We start from the raw sequence: 17,263 nt of genomic DNA, 5'->3' as shown, positions 1-17,263 counted from the left end.
AAAAATCTTCTTTATTTTTCATTAGATTCATTCCAAATAGTACTATTTTTGCCGAAAGGAGAATTTAGACCCATGACAGCTGACAGCCTTCCCTTAAACAAATCAGGAAAAATAGTAGAAATACTATCCTCTCCTTTAAAAATCAATCTATTGGAATTGGGATTTCTTCCTGGAAGACAAATAAGTCTCCGATATCAGGCCCCGTCAGGCGGACCAATGGCATTCTTAATGGAAGAAACTCTTTTGGCACTCCGGAAATCCGAAGCTGCCCTGATCCGCGTTGAACTGATTTGAATTCATGTCCGAAGCAACCCTTTCCAAAAAAACATTGACGACTAGGATAGCCTTGGTGGGGAATCCGAATGTTGGTAAATCGACCATTTTCAATTACCTGACAGGTCTGAACCAGAAAATCGGAAATTATCCAGGGGTAACTGTTGACAAAAAAAGCGGCTCTGTTCAGATCAATGGAGAAACTTTTGAAATTCTGGATTTGCCGGGCACTTACAGCCTATTTCCAAATTCCGAAGATGAAATCATCGCACATCGGGTACTGAATCAGACTAAGCTTGAAGCAAAGCCCGATTACGTATTGATGGTTATTGATTCTTCCCAGCTTTCAAGAGGCCTATTTCTTGCAACCCAGTTAATAGATCTCGGAGTCAATTTGGCTTTGATACTCAACATGGCTGATTTGGCTGAAAAGAGAAATATTGAAATCAAAACTTTCGAGCTGTTCAAGTCTATTGGAGTTCCTATCCTTTCCACAGATGCCCGAAATCAAAAAGGACTCGAAGAGGTTAAAAACCTGATCAGTCAACGGAACTTCCGCAAAGCACCCGGTTTCATAGACATACAGCAGGTCATTCCTTCGGAAATGCTGAATCAGGTCCTTGAGAAATTTGAACTTGAAAATCACTATCAGGCCTATCAGATGATCCGTTTCGGGTCAAAAGATAAAGCAATACCTGCAACAGACCGTGATTGGTTAGAAAATCTCATTCAAACTTCAAATTTTGATTTGGAGGAAGCACAATTGGAAGAAACCAAGATCAGGTATCGAAAAATAACCGACCTCGTCACCAAAGCGCTTTTTAAAAAATCAGAACCTAAGCCAAGCTCCAATCTGGATCAGGTATTCCTTCATCCTGTTTTCGGGTATGTGATTTTTGTAGCCATTTTACTTTTGATTTTTCAGACGATCTTTTCTTGGGCTGCCTATCCAATGGATCTCATTGACGGGCTTTTCGCAAATATCAGCGCAAGTATTGGAACCATGCTTCCGGATGGCCCTCTTACCCGCCTTTTGGCCGAAGGGCTTATCCCGGGAATTGGGGGTGTGGTTATATTCATCCCGCAGATTGCAATTCTATTTGGCTTTTTGGCAATTTTAGAAGATACAGGATACATGTCCAGAGTTGTTTTCTTGATGGATCGCTGGATGCGCCCTTTTGGACTTCATGGCAAAAGTATTGTTCCTCTCGTATCAGGTGTTGCCTGTGCAATCCCCGGTGTGATGGCAGCCCGAAATATTTCCAATTGGAAAGAGAAGATGATCACCATATTGGTTACTCCACTGATGAGCTGCTCTGCCCGATTGCCGGTTTACATTATTTTGATTGGCCTGACTGTGCCGGATGAAGTAGTCTTAGGATTCATCAACCTTCAAGCTTTGGCTTTACTAAGCCTCTATCTCCTTGGGATTTTTGGGGTTTTGGGCACAGCCCTACTTCTGAAATTCATTTTAAAAACTACTGAAAAGAGTTTTCTTTTGTCCGAACTACCCCCCTATCGAATCCCAAGATGGAGTGATGTGGGCATCACGATGTTTGAGAAATCAAAAACCTTCGTATTCGAAGCAGGAAAAGTTATTCTGGCAATTTCAATTATCCTGTGGGTTTTGGCCTCTTACGGTCCTCCGTCCAGAATGGATCAAATCCGAATGGAAGGACAGGCAAGACTTGAATCCGTGACCGACGAAACTCAAATCACAGAAATTGAAGCCGAAACTACTGCCCAATTATTGGAAAATTCCTTCATCGGCATCATGGGCAGAGCGATTGAACCGGTAATCAAACCTTTAGGATATGATTGGAAAATCGGAATTGCCCTGATTACTTCATTTGCAGCCAGAGAGGTATTTATAGCCACTATGGCAACAATCTACAGCATCGGTGGGGATTTGGAAAATGACTTGACTATCCGCGAAAAGTTAGATCAGCAGATCAATTCCAATACCGGAGAGAAGACTTTCAACAGAGCATCTTCCTTCTCTTTAATGGTGTTTTATGTCTTTGCCATGCAGTGCATGAGCACCTTGGCGATCGTGAAAAGAGAAACGAAAAGCTGGAAATGGCCGTTAATTCAGACAGCTTACATGACTATATTGGCTTATGTCATGGCATTGATCACTTATCAAATCTTCTCTTAAAATGTGGCAGGAAATAAGTGTCGGAATTTTGGTATTTGCGGCTTTGGTTTATTTGGGGAAAAAGTATTTTTTCAAACCTAAAACTCAACCCGGCTGCGACAAATGCGCAAAACCATAAAATCTCGGGAAATCTTATGAATTCCCATTTTTTTTATACTTTTCAGCGATGAGTAAAATCGCCCAACAAAGTATCCAAACCACCATTTTTTCCTACATCGGTGTACTATTGGGCTATATCAATGTCCTTTGGCTCTATCCTTATGCACTTGACGCCACCGAATTGGGGACCTTCCGAACCATTCAGGATCTCGGGTTACTCTTCGTTCCATTTGCCCAATTGGGTGTCGGACATGGGATCACCCGGTTTTTTCCTAAGCTGGAGCAAAATCAATCCGCCTTTCTTTCCTACAGTCTTGCGCTTTCTCTTTTGGGCTTCAGTGCAGTGACCCTTATATTCTTTGGATTCAAATCCCAAATCATGGGATTATTCGCTACCAACTCCCCCGAAGTACTCAACTTCCTGGGTGTAGTTTTACTGATTACCCTTTTTGCCTTGTTGAGTAGCGTAATGGATGCGTATAGCCGATCCTATCTGAAAATAGCAATTCCGACATTTTTTAGAGAAGTTTTCCTGCGGCTACTTACCTCTGTCCTGGTGGGGGTCTATCTGCTCGGCTGGATCAATTTTGATGAGGTGATGCTTGGTCTTGTAGTCGTTTATGGCATGGCTTTACTCGGAGTTTTAGCCTATTTGATATGGCTGGGCAAAGTCCATATTGATTTCAACTGGAAAAACTTTCCTCCGGGATTTAGAAGCTCGTTTATTCGATTTAGCTTAATCACCTTCTTGGCCACAGCTGCTTCTACCCTGATCATGAAGATCGACAGCATCATGGTCAGTTCAATGGTAAGCTTGGAAGCAAATGCCATTTATTCCATCGCTTTTTACATGGCTTTAGTGGTGGAACTGCCCCGAAGAGCGATTTCTCAAGTAGCTATGCCGGTGATTGCGGATCATTTCGCCAAAGATCAGATCGGGGAAATCAACAAACTCTATCGGCAGATTTCCAATCGGCAACTTTACATCTGCTTACTCTTATTCGCTTTGATTTGGTCCAATATTGACAGTATTTATCATTATGTGCCCAACCGCGAAATCTACCAAGCAGGAAAGTATGTGGTCTTTTATATCGCTTTAGGGAAAATTTTCGATGTGGCCTTCTCTGTCAACAGTGAGATTTTGGTTTTTTCGAAATATTACCGCTTCAATCTTGTGCTCACCATTGCAATGAGTATTCTAATCATAGGGGTAAACTATTGGCTGATTCCGATCTATGGAATCGAAGGTGCTGCAATCGGTTCAGCTTCTGTGATGCTGGCTTTTAATCTGGTAAAGTATGGCTATCTCAAAATCAAGCTTCAATTGGATCCTTTCAGTTATGAAACACTGAAAATTCTTTTTGTCGGGGTTATGATCTTTGCTTTGAGAGATTTTTACCTGGATGGGGTTCAACCCTTGCTCATGGCCGGAATCAAATCAATTTTGATCGTTGGAATGTTTTTTTTCTGGTCGATGATAGCCAACGTTGGGCAGGACGAATGGAACTGGCTAAAAAGTAAGCTGAAAAAGTCCGGGTCTTAGAGTGTTACAAACCTCCGTACTGACAAGATTTGAGCTGCCTTAAATCCGCAAACTTCCACTGTTATCCTGCGTTTTGGGCGAGGGCCTTTTCGGTAAAGAAAAGACTGAGGCCTGTTTTTGGAGGGGGCTTCACTCGTAATTGTAATTAATTTGTGAAGTTTGAACAAGTCGGCGACCCGGACTCCTCAAATATACGATATGGAATCGGTAGTGTTTAAAAAAAACGGGTTTTAAGACCCGCTCAGGAAAAAATCCTTACTCCTTTCATTTGTGGTCAAATGTTTACCACCAAATTTTATTTTTTTACAAATGCGATCAAATTTGCTGTAAAACAGGATTTATCCGCTGCCGTCTAAAAAATCAAAATTTTATTTTGCGAATTTTTCGATAGATTCATCTACTTCAACTTAACTTTGCAAGTCAAACCCCCAGTACTATGTACCTGATTAAGAAATTGATTGTTTGTCTCGATCAGACCCCTCTGGATCAGACGCTGATTGAATATGCTTCATTTATCGCAAGAGTCAATCAAACCAAGAAAATCTACTTTTCCACCGTCATAAAAAACCTATCCATTCCTAAAGAAGTCTTGGAGGAATTTCCCAACCTGATCGAAAATATGATCAATGAGCGGAAAGAAGCAATGGAGAAATTGGTTCAGCAACATTTCAAAGAAATTAAAGGAGTGATGATCAGCTTTGTGGTCAAGGAAGGCAACCTCTCTAAAAAAATCCTGAAGCTTGCCGAAGAAAAGTCAGCTGATATGATCATCATCGGCCGAAAAGTCGATCTACCCGGCACCGGTGTAGCTTCTCAGAGGCTGGCAAGAAGGGCCAGTTGCTCTCTTCTGATTGTACCGGAAGGATCCAAACCAAGAGTCTCAAAATTACTTGTGCCAAGTGATTTTTCTGATTATTCCAAAGATGCGCTGGAAGAAGCCATCATGATTGCGGCAAAGCATGGTGGAAAAACTGAGATTGTTTGCCAAAATGTATTTTCTGTACCCAGCGGCTATCATTTCACTGGCAAAAGCTATGAGGAATTTACCGAAATCATGAAAATGCACGCTGAGATAAACTATAAAAAATTTATTCGGAAAATCGACACGAAAGGGATTAAGATCACACCGATCTATACCAAAGATGACGATGATGACCCTGTTCAGGAAATTGTTTCCAAAGCCCTCGAAATCGGGGCTGATGGAATCATCATTGGCGCAAAAGGAAGAACCGCTGCCACGGCACTTTTTATAGGCAGTATGGCCGAGCGATTGATTCAGTTCAATGACAGTCTGCCGCTGCTAGTCACACGGCCAAAAGGCAAAAACGCAGGGATCTTAGATTACATTTTAGAAATTTGATGGGATCAACTCAGGAAAAGAGTCAGAAGTTCTGGCTCTTTTTTAGTTTGATTAAACCCTCCATTGACCTCCAAGTCTAAGGACTCAAGTATGACACCCACCGATCAACAACTTCTGGAACAAATCCGCTCACCTTTCACCAAGGAACTTGGATTCAGAAAATTGATCGAAACTTATCAGCGGAGAGTCTATCAGGTCATCCGAAGAATGGTCCTCATTCATGAAGATGCCGATGACCTCACTCAGAACACCTTCATCAAAGCGTATCGTTATCTGGATAAGTTTGAGGGAAATGCAGCGATTTTCACCTGGCTATACCGAATTGCCACAAATGAGGCCCTGACTTTTCTGGAGAAAAAGAAAAAAAGATTTTCATTTTCGCTGGAGGATCATCAAGAAAAACTGGAGTCTTTCCTTGATCAACCCGGAAGTCTAAATGGGGATCAAATTCAAATTCTCCTTCAAAAAGCCTTACTGAAACTGCCTGACAAACAAAGACTGGTGTTCCACTTGAAATATCAGGAAGAACTTACCTACGAGCAGATGGCTGAAATTACCGGCACAAGTGTCGGCGCTTTAAAAGCCAGCTACCACCATGCTGTTAAAAAAATTGAACAATTCGTTTTGTCAGAATAAACTTTACTCCATCACCAATGTCTAACCTACTATGAATCAATTGCCAAAATTAAAAGACTTCGAAGCTCCTGAAGGATATTTTGATCGGCTGCCCGATCAGATTCTGAAAAAGGCTAAGAAACCCAAGATGCAAATTTGGATAAAGTATGCAGCTGCGGCGGTGGTGATCCTTGGATTGGGTCTGATATGGCAGACTGATTTAATCAAACCCAACTATGAGCAACTTACCTATGAAGAAGAAGCTATTCTCTATATAGAAAGCAATGTCTGGACAGCTGAAGACATTCTGAGCATGGCTGATGATCCCAATGCCATACTCGATCAAATAATAAATGAGGAAATGCCGCTGTCCGAAGACCTATGGCTAGAAGATGAACTTAACTGGTTTTAAAAAATTGCGAAATCAAGTAAGTTTCGAGAGAACCTCTGCAAATTGAGAATCAACCCTACGAAATTCCCCCGGATGCTCCGATAGTTCTCAGCGGGATGACCTTTAAATATTAAATTATAATAAGATGAAATCGAGCCTGCCTGAGGCAGACAGGCATGACTAAAAAGTCACACACTGGGATGATTATCGACCATGCGAGATTCCCTGTCCGACTACAGGCGGGCATGTGGCCTTAAAGAAAAAATTATAAACACATGAATAAGCTATATCTAATTGCAATTATCCTACTACTCGGAATTGGTACAAGTGCCTTGGCACAGCGACCTCCTGTAGATCAGGAAAAACTTCAAGCCGCACGAATTGCCTTTATAACCACTAGACTTGATCTGAAGCCTGAACAAGCAGAGAAATTCTGGCCGATCTTCAATCAATATAATGATCAGCGGGAAAAGACCATGCGTCAAATATCCGAATTGGGGAGAGGAGTGGAAACAGTCGGTGAAGATGAGGCAAAATCTCGGATTCAGCAACGGCTGAAACTTCAATCTGAATTACTTGAAAAAGAAAAAGGCTTTGTCAATGAGGTGTCCAAGGTATTGTCATCCAAACAAATTCTCATGCTAAACAACATTGCACGGGATTTTAACCGGCAACTTTATCAAAGAGGTAGAGGAGGAAATTAAAAAAATACGGCCCTGAATTCACTTCAGGGCCGTATTTTATTGCTTTTTCAGTAAATCTCTGATTTCTTCCAAAAGCTTCTCTGAAGCTGTAGGAGCAGGTGGCGGTGGCGGAGGTGCAGGTGCCTCTTCTTTTTTCTTGCTTAGGTTATTTATTCCTTTGATCGCAAGGAAGATTACAAATGCGATTATGGCAAAATCAATCACATTCTGGATGAACATACCATAATTCAAGGTAACTGCTGCTACCGCTTCACCAGCGGCATCTGTCGTCGCATCTTTCAAAATGATATTCAAATCCTTAAAGTCAACGCCTCCGATCAATAGTCCGATAGGTGGCATGACGATATCATTGACAAATGAAGAGACAATCTTTCCGAAAGCTCCACCGATGATCACAGCTACAGCCAGATCAATTACATTGCCTTTTACGGCAAATTCTTTAAACTCTTTTAGCATTCCCATAAAAACATAAGGTTGGTTGATGTGAAAACTAATATTCTGAAAATTATACTGATTAACAAAAGTCCGGGGATGATTTATTCGGTTCTAAAAAATTCAAAATCACTATTGAAAATTAATTTGAACCAAGGTCCTTGATTTTTTATTAACCTTGCAGACAAAATATCGAGAATGCAAGCCCCAATCGCTCCAAAGAAACCCCAACTTTTAGAAATCCATAGTCATCAGCGAATCGATCCCTATTATTGGATGAATGATCGTGAAAACCCGGAAGTAATTGAATACCTCAATGCTGAAAACTCCTTTCTGAAAGAGGTGATGAAGCCCACTGAGGAATTCCAAAAGGAACTTTTCGCAGAGATGAAAGGCAGGATTAAAGAGGATGATCAGACTGTTCCCTACTTCAAGTCTGGTTACTATTGGTATGTCCGCTATGAAAAAGGGGGGGAATATCCAATCTATTGCCGAAAAAAGGGTTCGCAGGAAGGACCTGAAGAAATCATCCTGGATGTAAACGACCTGGCAAAGGGAAAATCATTTTATCAAGTTGGTGGAACAGCGACTTCACCCGATCAAAAAATTCTTGCTTTTGCAGCTGATGAGGTTGGAAGAAGGATTTATACAATTCATTTTAAAAACTTGGCAACAGGTGAAATTTTAGCCGAATCCATTTCTGAAATCACTGGAAATCTTGTGTGGGCAGCCGACAATCGGACGCTTTTTTACTCCAAACAAGATCCTGAAACACTCCGTTCTCACCGGATTTACAAACATGCTCTCGGTTCGAACCCGTCAGAAGATCAATTAATTTTTGAGGAAACTGATGAGGAATTCTCCTGCATGGTACACAAATCCAAAACAGAAGAATACCTCTTTATTCATTCCGAAAGTTCGATTTCTTCAGAAATGAGATTCCTGAAATCGGATCAACCCCAGGGTGAATTTCAGATTCTTCAAGCACGGATACCGTATTTGGAATATGCCGCCGATCATTTTGAGGAGTTTTTTTGGATCAAAACCAATGAGAATGCTCAAAATTTCAAACTCGTCAAAACACCGATTTCTCAACCCGGAAAAGAAAATTGGATTGATGTGATTGGCCATCGATCGGAAGTGCTCTTGGAAGATTTCGAGCTATTCTCCAACTATCTGGTCACACAGGAACGGACCAATGGCTTAACACAGATTCAAATAAAGCCTTGGAAGAAAGAAGGTTATTCATTGAAATTTGATGATGAAACATATACCGCTTGGGTCAGCACCAATCCTGAATTTGAAACGGATATTCTCCGTTTCGGATACAATTCGTTGGTAACTCCAAGCTCTGTTTTTGATTACGATATGATTTCCGGTGAAAAGACTTTACTCAAGCAGCAAGAAGTAGTGGGAGGTCATGATCCCAATCTTTATCACTCGGAGCGGATTTGGGCAAAGGCTTCAGATGGGACATTGGTTCCGATTTCTTTGGTCTACAGAAAATCACTTTTCATAAAAAATGGCCAAAGCCCACTCCTATTCTACTCCTATGGATCCTATGGCTACAGCATGGACGCCTATTTTTCCAGCAATCGATTAAGTCTTTTAGATCGGGGATTTGTCTTTGCGATCGCACATATCCGGGGAGGTGAAGACCTGGGAAGGCACTGGTATGAGCAGGGAAAGATGCTTAACAAACGGAATACGTTTACCGATTTCATCACCTGTGCGGAACATTTGATCACAGAAAACTACACCTCACCTGCTCACCTTTATGCAATGGGCGGAAGTGCAGGCGGATTACTCGTCGGTGCAATACTTAATCTCAGACCAGACCTTTTCAATGGAGCCATTGCCAATGTTCCATTTGTGGACGTGGTGACCACGATGCTGGATGAAAGTATCCCATTGACCACGGGCGAATTTCAGGAATGGGGAAATCCAAAAGAAAAGGAATACTACGATTACATGCTTTCCTACTCTCCCTATGACAATGTGGAAGCAAAAGCCTATCCCAACCTCCTCGTCACTTCAGGATTGCACGATTCGCAAGTTCAATATTGGGAACCGACCAAGTGGGTGGCTAAATTGAGAGCTATGAAAACAGATCAAAATCTACTTCTATTGGATACCAATATGGAGGCTGGTCATGGTGGGGCTTCGGGAAGATTCAATGCACTAAAGGAATTGGCTCTGGAATATGCATTTTTACTCATGCTGGAGGGGAAGACCTCACTATAAGCATTCTCGGACCGGATAGCTATTGAGATCAAATAATGGAAATTTCTCTAAGGAAGTGAAAGCTTAGTCTGTAGGAAAATGAACCAATCATTTTACAATCTCATTTACATAATTGAGTCTTTAAACTCTTGCCTGAGAAGGGAAATGCGAATTTTTCCTACCTTTGGATCAAACCTATTATCACCTGTTCATGAAAATTGCCCTGATCGCCCATGATGGCAAAAAAGCTGACATGGTTCATTTTTTAAGTGGATTCCGTGACGCACTTCACCGTGTTGATATTGATCTTGTAGCTACCGGCACCACCGGTTCCCATATCGAAAGAGCGGGATTTGAAGTAGAACGACTGCTCTCAGGTCCTTTGGGTGGAGATGCTCAAATTGCTGCCATGGCAGCCGAAAAAAAACTAACTGCAGTAATTTTCTTTCGCGATCCCCTTGACAGACATCCTCACGAGCCTGATGTACAAATGCTTATGCGGATTTGTGATGTACACAATATCCCATTGGCAACAAATCCAGCGACTGCAGCGCTCATGTTTAAAGCACTAACTGACACTTAAATGGAACTTAAAACCATAAAAAAAATTGGCGTACTCACCTCAGGTGGAGATGCTCCCGGAATGAATGCTGCAATTCGTGCCGCTGTCCGAGCCGGATTTTATTACAATCTTGATATGTATGGGATCTATCGTGGTTACGAAGGAATGATCCAAAATGACATTAAAAAACTTGATTCCAGAAACATCACCCATGTATTGGAACGAGGAGGGACATTCCTGAAGTCTGCACGAAGCGAAGAATTTCGAACACCGGAAGGAAGGAAAAAGGCCTATGCCAATTTAAAAGCCCATGGAATCGATGCGCTGATTGTCATTGGTGGAGATGGCTCACTCACCGGAGCACATTTATTTTACCAAGAATATGGGATTCCGGCTATCGGTCTTCCGGGAACAATTGACAATGACCTCTCAGGGACAGATTCTACGATTGGTTTCGATACGGCATGCAATACGGCAATAGAGGCAATTGACAAAATCCGAGATACAGCTACGTCACATGACAGACTATTTTTTGTGGAGGTAATGGGTAGAGATGCCGGTTTTATAGCAGTGAATGCAGGAATCGGAAGTGCCGCGGCGGCCATACTCATCCCGGAGAATAAAACTCCAATCGAATCACTGATAGAAAAGCTGAAATCTAGAACCAAGGCGATGAAAACTTCAAACATCGTAATTGTAGCCGAAGGTGGAAAAAGTGGTTCAGCGCAAGAGATCGCCGATAAAGTGAAAAAATTCCTGCCCTATTATGATATTAAGGTGACTATCCTGGGACACTTACAGCGTGGCGGAGCACCAACTTCCTTTGACAGGCTGCTTGCCTCCAAGCTTGGTGTAGCCGCAGTAGAAGGTCTGATGCAGGGCAAATACGATGTCATGGCAGGACTGATTAATCACAAAGTGGTATTTACGCCAATTGTCAAAGCCATCGTGGATGACAAGAAAGTCGATGAAGATGATCTGAGAGTTGCAAATATCCTGTCAACCTAACCAAAAGACCCGCGAAATATTCTGCGGGTCTTTTATTTTAGAGGATTTCCTTAATCTTAGACTTTTGTATCACACTCCATCTCCAAATCCCATCTTGAGGTTTTTCAAAGACTCCTTCAAAACTTTGGCTTCTTCAGATTCTCCCAATTCCAACCCTTTTATCAACACTTCCAAATGCTCTTCCTCAGCCTTTTTGTCTGAGGTGCTTCCTGCTTTTATCCAGACTTCGGCGTAGGAGTTTTTCAATTGCTCCCAATCCTTCTTAGCTGGCTTTTTGTCAATTACTATTCTTGAAAGTGAAAGATTAGTTTCGGCTACTAAATCCCAATAATCCTTTTTTTCTTTAGGGTTGGACTGGATCAGCTTTTCTAAATCAGCGATTAATTTCCCGAAATTCACTCTGGACTTCCCATCTAAAACAAATTCCTTAGCAGTAATGAGTTGATGGATTCGCCCAAGCTGAACGCCATTATTGATAGGGTAGGATGTTTTAAAATCCGCAATCATCGCTGCTTCAAAATAAGCTTTTGAAGAATTTTCTAAGGTCTGGATAAATTCCTCTTTATTTCCGGCTTTTAAAAGCATCAATTTACGCTTATAAGCACTACCCAAAAGACTGAACCGCTCTGCTGTAGCACCTAGCGCCAAAAGACTATTCAGCCTCAAAATAGCGTGCTCGATTCCTTTGATCGCCTCTTCTCTTTTTTTCGGAAATCTGGAAAATTCCTCCACCCAATATTTGCAGGTGATATTACAATATTGCTCCATTGCTCTGAATGAATAGCCTGCTTTTTCGAGTCTGATCAGCTTTTCATAAAGTGAAATCGCTCTGCTATAATCTCCGATCTTGTTATACACTTCGGCCTTGTATTCCAAAATTTTATCACTGGAAAGATTGGATTGCTTCAATGCCTCTTCCAGAATTTGGAGCTTTTTGAGTGCATGTTCATTGCTTAGATTTTTGGACTCTAGCGAATAAATCATATTGTATAACTCCAGTTCTATTTCTTCAAGTAGATAGAATTTCTGACTTGATCTCTGCGAAGAACCTAGCCCATCCAACTTGTAAAATGGATCGCCATAACACTGATATGCCCCCCAAGTATTGGTCCGTCCCTTATAGCGTTCAAAGATCAATTTTCTGGCTGATTTGGTAGCCTCACCAAATGGGACGCCACTAAGCAGACAGTCGTAGAATTTTTCACAGAAATCATACGCAGCCGAATCATCGATTGCCCAGCCTGCTACAATCACTGCTTTGACTCCGATTTCAATGAGTTGCGTCCCAATATTGGCTGCAAGCCGGTTTCTGTACTGATTGGCATCCTCGGCTTTGCTGTCGATTTGGCCCAAATAGCAGCAATTCACAAAGACAAATTCAGGAACTTTGCTCATCTGAGCGATATCGCTCGTGGTCAGAAAATTTCCGTTTCCAATGACCATACCCGACCCTTTGTCCGCATCCTGGCTGAATACTCCATGACCGGCAAGGTGAATGATTTTATAATTCTGGGTAAAAAGCTTCAGAATAATCTCTGGTGCTCCACTTTTGATTAAGCTTTGCGTCTCAAATCCACTGCTTTTAAGTTTATCCGTCACCAACCCCCCCTCTTTTTCGGCACCTTTAAGCTGTGGCATAAAGCCTTTCAATTCAGGATCGCCAACCACAAGTGCTCTTTTATCCTGAACATTGGTGACATTTTTGCGGAAATTTGGTGTGGACAACTGCCGCACCATCCCCGCATGGATGCAAAGTGGAAGACCATTGATATCCTCCTGAAGCATTTCCCAGGGAAAATTTGCAGTCCGTTTATCCAAAACCCAAGTAATATTGTTCTGTCGCTTGAGATCCTCTTTAAATTCGAATGGAATCAACAGTTCAAACATGGTCTTGGCGATTTCAGGCTCATATTGATTCTTATGAGTCATCCCATCCAGCAAAGTCTCGATATTTCTCACATTTGCCTGAAGTGGCACTTCTTTTTCGCTTGCACCATTGGTGGCCATGGCCATGAGAATTTTCCTGGAAAATCCCCTGCTTACATTTTCCTCTGAGTCCTCAGTCACCTTGATTCGGGTCCACCAGTCTGCTGTGTTATCAAAAGGAATTCGGGATAAACGCCCTACTTTTTTGCTTAAAGAAAGATGGGGAACACTGATATTGTATTCCCTGCTTTCATCCTGTTCGAGATTTTTGACAGTCCTCAATATTCCCAAAGCACGATCATGAAAGAGTTCTATGATCTCGATTTCTTCGATCACCTTAACCTTACCCCCATAGGTTTTTTTAATATTTCGGTTCGCATCCTGAATCCCCAAAATGATCGATCGGATGGATGTGTCGTTAGAAAAACCTCCGTAGGAGTTGGCCAAAGCAATAATGGAGATGCCCATAATTTCCTTGGTTTCGATTTGGTCTGAGTCTTCATCTTCATCGGCACTGACATTTCGAATCGTGAGGTATCTTGAGATTCCTTTGGAAACGGTCAACATCAATTGATAAGGAGTCAATTCACCCGGAATACCCATCCCAACTACCACTGTGCCTTTGAAGTGCTTGTCTGTATTGGACACATCCTTGGCCATCACTATCTGATGAGTGCCGATGGGGCCGGGATATAATCCCAAGCTCAGCAATCTTGAGAGTTCCCCATTCAGTTTTCCGTCAATCACCTTCTCCGTGGTCAATACCGCGTCAAACTGAAAATGCCCTGCCAACACCGGATAATCTGCAAACACCAAATCGCCATGGCAAACTTTCACCTGAATTGGAGCTTCGTGATCTCTGAGCTCCCCATCCTCGCCTAGCCCAAGCAGCATATTGATGGTATTTTCTTCGCTGAGATCAAAGATTTCTTCCTCTTGGGCAAGGAAATCTTTCTCGTCGCCTCGGACTTTGGGAAGTGAATTTTGTAAGCGTCCGGTTTTTCCTTGATTTAAAATATCCTCTATCGCTCCAAAAATCTTCTTTTCAGTAGAAAGCCCTCCATGGGTGACATTGGCGTAGTAAAAATGATTGCGATCCAAAATACCTTTAGGAATACCGCTTTCCCAGGTCACACTTTCATCTCCTTGATGGGTTGCATGGAAAATCAGCTGTCCATCTTTGATTTCCAGATCAGAGATTGTGAACTTTTTCTGTCGACTCTGTCCCGCGATGTAGTAAATATTGTCGTAGTTGATTTTATGTTCCTGCTGTAATATCAGCTCTTGGTACTTGCCAAAATTCTTGAGATCTGTCTCGTTGGGAATAGGCCAAGAGTCGTCTCCCGAGGCCTTGCGCAGTTTTTCCCAAAATGACCTTTCGGAAAAATCATGCTTCCCGGATTTGTTTAGGGGTAGCAATGCAAGAATACCCGGAAAATTCACAAAGACACTCAAAAGGTCTTTTGAAGAGTTTTTGATGTCGATTTTTGCCAAAAGTTTGATAATTCCATCTTTACCAAATAGTACATAGGGAATCCGATAAGAACCTCCCAATGGGGAACCTAAAAACAATATTTTAAAGCCGGGAAGTGAATTTAGCGCTTGATAGGTATCCGGATGATACAGGATAAAATCACGTGTCAAAACTCCCCCCATACTGTGCCCAACCATTTTAATCGGTTGTCCAAAGCTCAGGAGCTCCTTTACTTTTTCATTCAAAAGGGCCGCATTTCCTTCCATACTAAGCCTCCAATCAAACGGAAAAGCAACCACGTCGTAGTTTTTGCTCAGGTATTCCCCCAGATTCTTATAGGAAGTTTTGATCAGTGAATCCGGGTCAATACAATCTTTATCGTGGGGTTTGAGATATTTCAGATGACCTCTTAAAAATCGCCCATATTGGATCCAAAGTAAATCATTCTTGTCCTTCAAATTGGAACCCATGATTCCGGGAAGTAAGATCAGAATTGGTTTTTTGCCACTCACTTCGGTCCCGGTGTACCTGCCACCTTCCAATACGAAGCCTCCCCGATCACCACTGCGGAGGAAAGTAATTCCATCGGTCCTATTTTTCCCTGAAAATTCTTCCAGCCTTCCGAGAAGCCCGGTTTGAATGGTTTTACGGATTTTTGGAGTTTTGAAATAGGTAATATGGTCAATCTTGCCTGTTTCTTCCAGATAGAGGTAGACATTTCCCGGAATTCGCTTTGCTCCAAACTCCATACTCGCGGTGTCTACCACGAGGTCATTTTTCCCCCGAAAAAAGAACTTCCCAACCAACACTACCAAACTCTTAAATGCCAAACTCAGCTCACTGCTTCCTGCTATGACGATTAGCTGAGAATCGATTTCCCTTTCTGTTCCTTGGAAATTAAGCACTTTGATGAATGGAGATTCGGGATTCATTGACTCCAAACCTGGAAGCACCGTGACATCATCCTTGGTTTCGATAGAGGCCAATACCAGCTCTTTCATCGTGGCAAAAACTGGATTGGTAGTGCCTCCGATTGCCGCACCGATCAAATTGATGATCACATTGAGGAACATGTCCATCCGCTTGGATGCAAGCGTAGTGCCATTGGCAGGACAGGCTACCCGGACCACCCGGTCGATTTTTATGGATTTGGATATGAGTACCTTGGAAATCTTAGCAATCGTATCCAAGTCGATTTTACGCTCACTTTTTTTTAACACTTCCAACTCATCTTCCCCAAACCCATCCGGATGAGCCGCAAATCTGGCCAGCAAATCAGCCACTAAACCTCCCCGGGAATGGGTAATCAAATCCAGAACGATCCCATTTGGAAGGGATTCCAGAGTAGCCAAAACGTTTTGCAAGGGACTACAGGTAAGCGTGCGGTGCTGCAGGGCCAGAAGATTGGACGCTCCGTAGTAATCAACGAGCCTACCCCACTCCTCTGTCCCTTTCATTTCTCCAAAAGAACCCAAGGATGAAGAGCCTGTACCGTGAATTAGCAAAAGACTTTTTTTAGCATGATCCAGTTTCGAAAAATCAGCCTCGGCCAAATCAAAATCTTTGGAAACAGAAAGCAGCACTGCGGCTTTATCATCTTCCACGGTCTTCCCGGCAAACTTCAATGCAGCATTTTCAGCTTTAATAGCCAGGTTTTTAATTCCGGGTCGGATGACTTTATTTTTCACAAAAACCTTGGCAGCTTTGATCGCTACTTTCTGCACGAGGCTTCGATCCTGCTCGTCGGTTTCAATAGTGCCTGATAGGTAAATCTCCTCACTATCCCCGCTTCGTTTGAGTTCTTTGGCAAAAATTTGCTTGACCGAATCTGCGTCTCCGAGCCAAAATGTATTGTCCTCAAAGTCCAGCTCAAGGATTTCATCCTGTGCAAGTTCCAAGATATGTTCCGGAACATCACTCCGTGTGGAGCTTTCGACCGTGAAAGTTTTGGTGACATCGTAATAGCCAAGTGCCTGATCCTCCAGCTGGAAAATTTCTTTGGGAAGCTCCTGACCTCTTAACCTGATTTTGAATGTTGACATGGTGCGTTAGGTTTTAAAAATTGGTTTAATGAAAAATTCCTGCAATCCACAAGGCAGTTCAAAAAATCATCGCCTTAATGGTTTGCGGGCTAAATGGAAGACTTACAGTCACTTAAATCTAAGCTTTATTCAAAAGAATGCAAAAATCGAATCGGGGATCTTTTACCAAAAAAACAACTCTCTAAAAAGACTTATTGAACTGGGTTGGAGCAATTGATCTACCCGGACTCAATTATCAATTTTTGCCATATAAGGACTTTGACTGAAAAAAAATACCGGATTTTCACTAAATATTCAGAAACCTCCCCTCTAATCCGGTGAAAAACCTAAAAATGAATTCTGGCTTCAGCTTTTTCAAAGGCATGGTCCTATTCCATCTTTTTAATATCACTTAGGGAAATTCTTGATCACACAAGGCCTTCCCTTTTTTCAAAAACCCAACACAAAAAAGTG

The 17,263-nt window shown here is 42.2% G+C and carries 12 protein-coding genes; 10 read left to right on the top strand and 2 right to left on the bottom strand.

Features of this window, described 5'->3' with window-relative positions:
- The first annotated feature begins 72 nt into the window (after positions 1-72).
- The 7 genes from Q8M62_RS07310 (at position 73) to Q8M62_RS07280 (ending at position 7,143) form a co-directional block, all read left to right on the top strand.
- Positions 73-294: a FeoA family protein gene (locus tag Q8M62_RS07310; protein WP_304901039.1), complete on the top strand. Its 222-nt coding sequence runs from the start codon at positions 73-75 to the stop codon at positions 292-294.
- 4 nt (positions 295-298) lie between these two features.
- Complete coding sequence (gene feoB, locus Q8M62_RS07305) at positions 299-2,431, top strand: ferrous iron transport protein B (RefSeq protein WP_304901040.1); 2,133 nt, start codon at positions 299-301, stop codon at positions 2,429-2,431.
- 166 nt (positions 2,432-2,597) lie between these two features.
- Positions 2,598-4,073 carry a lipopolysaccharide biosynthesis protein gene (locus Q8M62_RS07300; RefSeq protein ID WP_304901041.1) on the top strand — a complete coding sequence of 492 codons (1,476 nt, stop codon included), beginning with the start codon at positions 2,598-2,600 and terminating at the stop codon, positions 4,071-4,073.
- Between the two features lie 436 nt (positions 4,074-4,509).
- A complete protein-coding gene (locus tag Q8M62_RS07295; protein WP_304901042.1) occupies positions 4,510-5,433 on the top strand; it encodes a universal stress protein in 924 nt (307 codons plus the stop codon).
- 90 nt (positions 5,434-5,523) lie between these two features.
- Entirely contained in the window at positions 5,524-6,069 is a 546-nt protein-coding gene (locus tag Q8M62_RS07290; protein WP_304901043.1) for an RNA polymerase sigma factor, read from the top strand.
- A gap of 31 nt (positions 6,070-6,100) precedes the next feature.
- Positions 6,101-6,460 carry a hypothetical protein gene (locus Q8M62_RS07285; RefSeq protein ID WP_304901044.1) on the top strand — a complete coding sequence of 120 codons (360 nt, stop codon included), beginning with the start codon at positions 6,101-6,103 and terminating at the stop codon, positions 6,458-6,460.
- 254 nt (positions 6,461-6,714) lie between these two features.
- Complete coding sequence (locus Q8M62_RS07280) at positions 6,715-7,143, top strand: Spy/CpxP family protein refolding chaperone (RefSeq protein ID WP_304901045.1); 429 nt, start codon at positions 6,715-6,717, stop codon at positions 7,141-7,143.
- 36 nt (positions 7,144-7,179) lie between these two features.
- Here the strand turns inward: Q8M62_RS07280 and mscL are convergent, their stop codons facing one another.
- The gene (gene mscL / locus Q8M62_RS07275) at positions 7,180-7,605 is read right to left on the bottom strand and encodes a large-conductance mechanosensitive channel protein MscL (RefSeq protein ID WP_304901046.1); all 426 of its coding nucleotides are present in this window, start codon (positions 7,603-7,605) and stop codon (positions 7,180-7,182) included.
- Between the two features lie 168 nt (positions 7,606-7,773).
- Here mscL and Q8M62_RS07270 point away from each other — a divergent pair, with 168 nt between their 5' ends.
- From Q8M62_RS07270 to pfkA, 3 genes are all read left to right on the top strand, one after another.
- The gene (locus tag Q8M62_RS07270; RefSeq protein WP_304901047.1) at positions 7,774-9,819 is read left to right on the top strand and encodes a S9 family peptidase; all 2,046 of its coding nucleotides are present in this window, start codon (positions 7,774-7,776) and stop codon (positions 9,817-9,819) included.
- Positions 9,820-10,009: 190 nt separating this feature from the next.
- Positions 10,010-10,381, top strand: coding sequence for a methylglyoxal synthase (locus Q8M62_RS07265; protein WP_092729450.1), 372 nt, complete (start codon positions 10,010-10,012; stop codon positions 10,379-10,381).
- On the top strand, positions 10,382-11,368 hold the full coding sequence (gene pfkA / locus Q8M62_RS07260; RefSeq protein ID WP_304901048.1) for a 6-phosphofructokinase: 987 nt from the start codon (positions 10,382-10,384) through the stop codon (positions 11,366-11,368). It begins immediately after the preceding gene.
- 69 nt (positions 11,369-11,437) lie between these two features.
- Here the strand turns inward: pfkA and Q8M62_RS07255 are convergent, their stop codons facing one another.
- Positions 11,438-16,810 (bottom strand): CHAT domain-containing protein, encoded by a 5,373-nt coding sequence (locus tag Q8M62_RS07255; protein WP_304901049.1) that lies wholly within the window; start codon positions 16,808-16,810, stop codon positions 11,438-11,440.
- Between the last annotated feature and the right edge of the window lie 453 nt (positions 16,811-17,263).

Origin of the sequence: Algoriphagus sp. (genome assembly GCF_030694375.1) — a bacterium.
Taxonomy (GTDB): domain Bacteria; phylum Bacteroidota; class Bacteroidia; order Cytophagales; family Cyclobacteriaceae; genus Algoriphagus.
The sequence above is the reverse complement of the archived record's forward strand: the minus strand, read 5'-3'. Positions and strand labels throughout refer to the sequence as shown.

Bases quoted from the DNA above. Each gene is read 5' to 3' on its own strand.
- Q8M62_RS07310 (WP_304901039.1), top strand. From the start codon at position 73: ATGACAGCTGACAGCCTTCCCTTAAACAAATCAGGAAAAATAGTAGAA.
- feoB (WP_304901040.1), top strand. From the start codon at position 299: ATGTCCGAAGCAACCCTTTCCAAAAAAACATTGACGACTAGGATAGCC.
- Q8M62_RS07300 (WP_304901041.1), top strand. From the start codon at position 2,598: ATGAGTAAAATCGCCCAACAAAGTATCCAAACCACCATTTTTTCCTAC.
- Q8M62_RS07295 (WP_304901042.1), top strand. From the start codon at position 4,510: ATGTACCTGATTAAGAAATTGATTGTTTGTCTCGATCAGACCCCTCTG.
- Q8M62_RS07290 (WP_304901043.1), top strand. From the start codon at position 5,524: ATGACACCCACCGATCAACAACTTCTGGAACAAATCCGCTCACCTTTC.
- Q8M62_RS07285 (WP_304901044.1), top strand. From the start codon at position 6,101: ATGAATCAATTGCCAAAATTAAAAGACTTCGAAGCTCCTGAAGGATAT.
- Q8M62_RS07280 (WP_304901045.1), top strand. From the start codon at position 6,715: ATGAATAAGCTATATCTAATTGCAATTATCCTACTACTCGGAATTGGT.
- mscL (WP_304901046.1), bottom strand. From the start codon at position 7,605: ATGGGAATGCTAAAAGAGTTTAAAGAATTTGCCGTAAAAGGCAATGTA.
- Q8M62_RS07270 (WP_304901047.1), top strand. From the start codon at position 7,774: ATGCAAGCCCCAATCGCTCCAAAGAAACCCCAACTTTTAGAAATCCAT.
- Q8M62_RS07265 (WP_092729450.1), top strand. From the start codon at position 10,010: ATGAAAATTGCCCTGATCGCCCATGATGGCAAAAAAGCTGACATGGTT.
- pfkA (WP_304901048.1), top strand. From the start codon at position 10,382: ATGGAACTTAAAACCATAAAAAAAATTGGCGTACTCACCTCAGGTGGA.
- Q8M62_RS07255 (WP_304901049.1), bottom strand. From the start codon at position 16,810: ATGTCAACATTCAAAATCAGGTTAAGAGGTCAGGAGCTTCCCAAAGAA.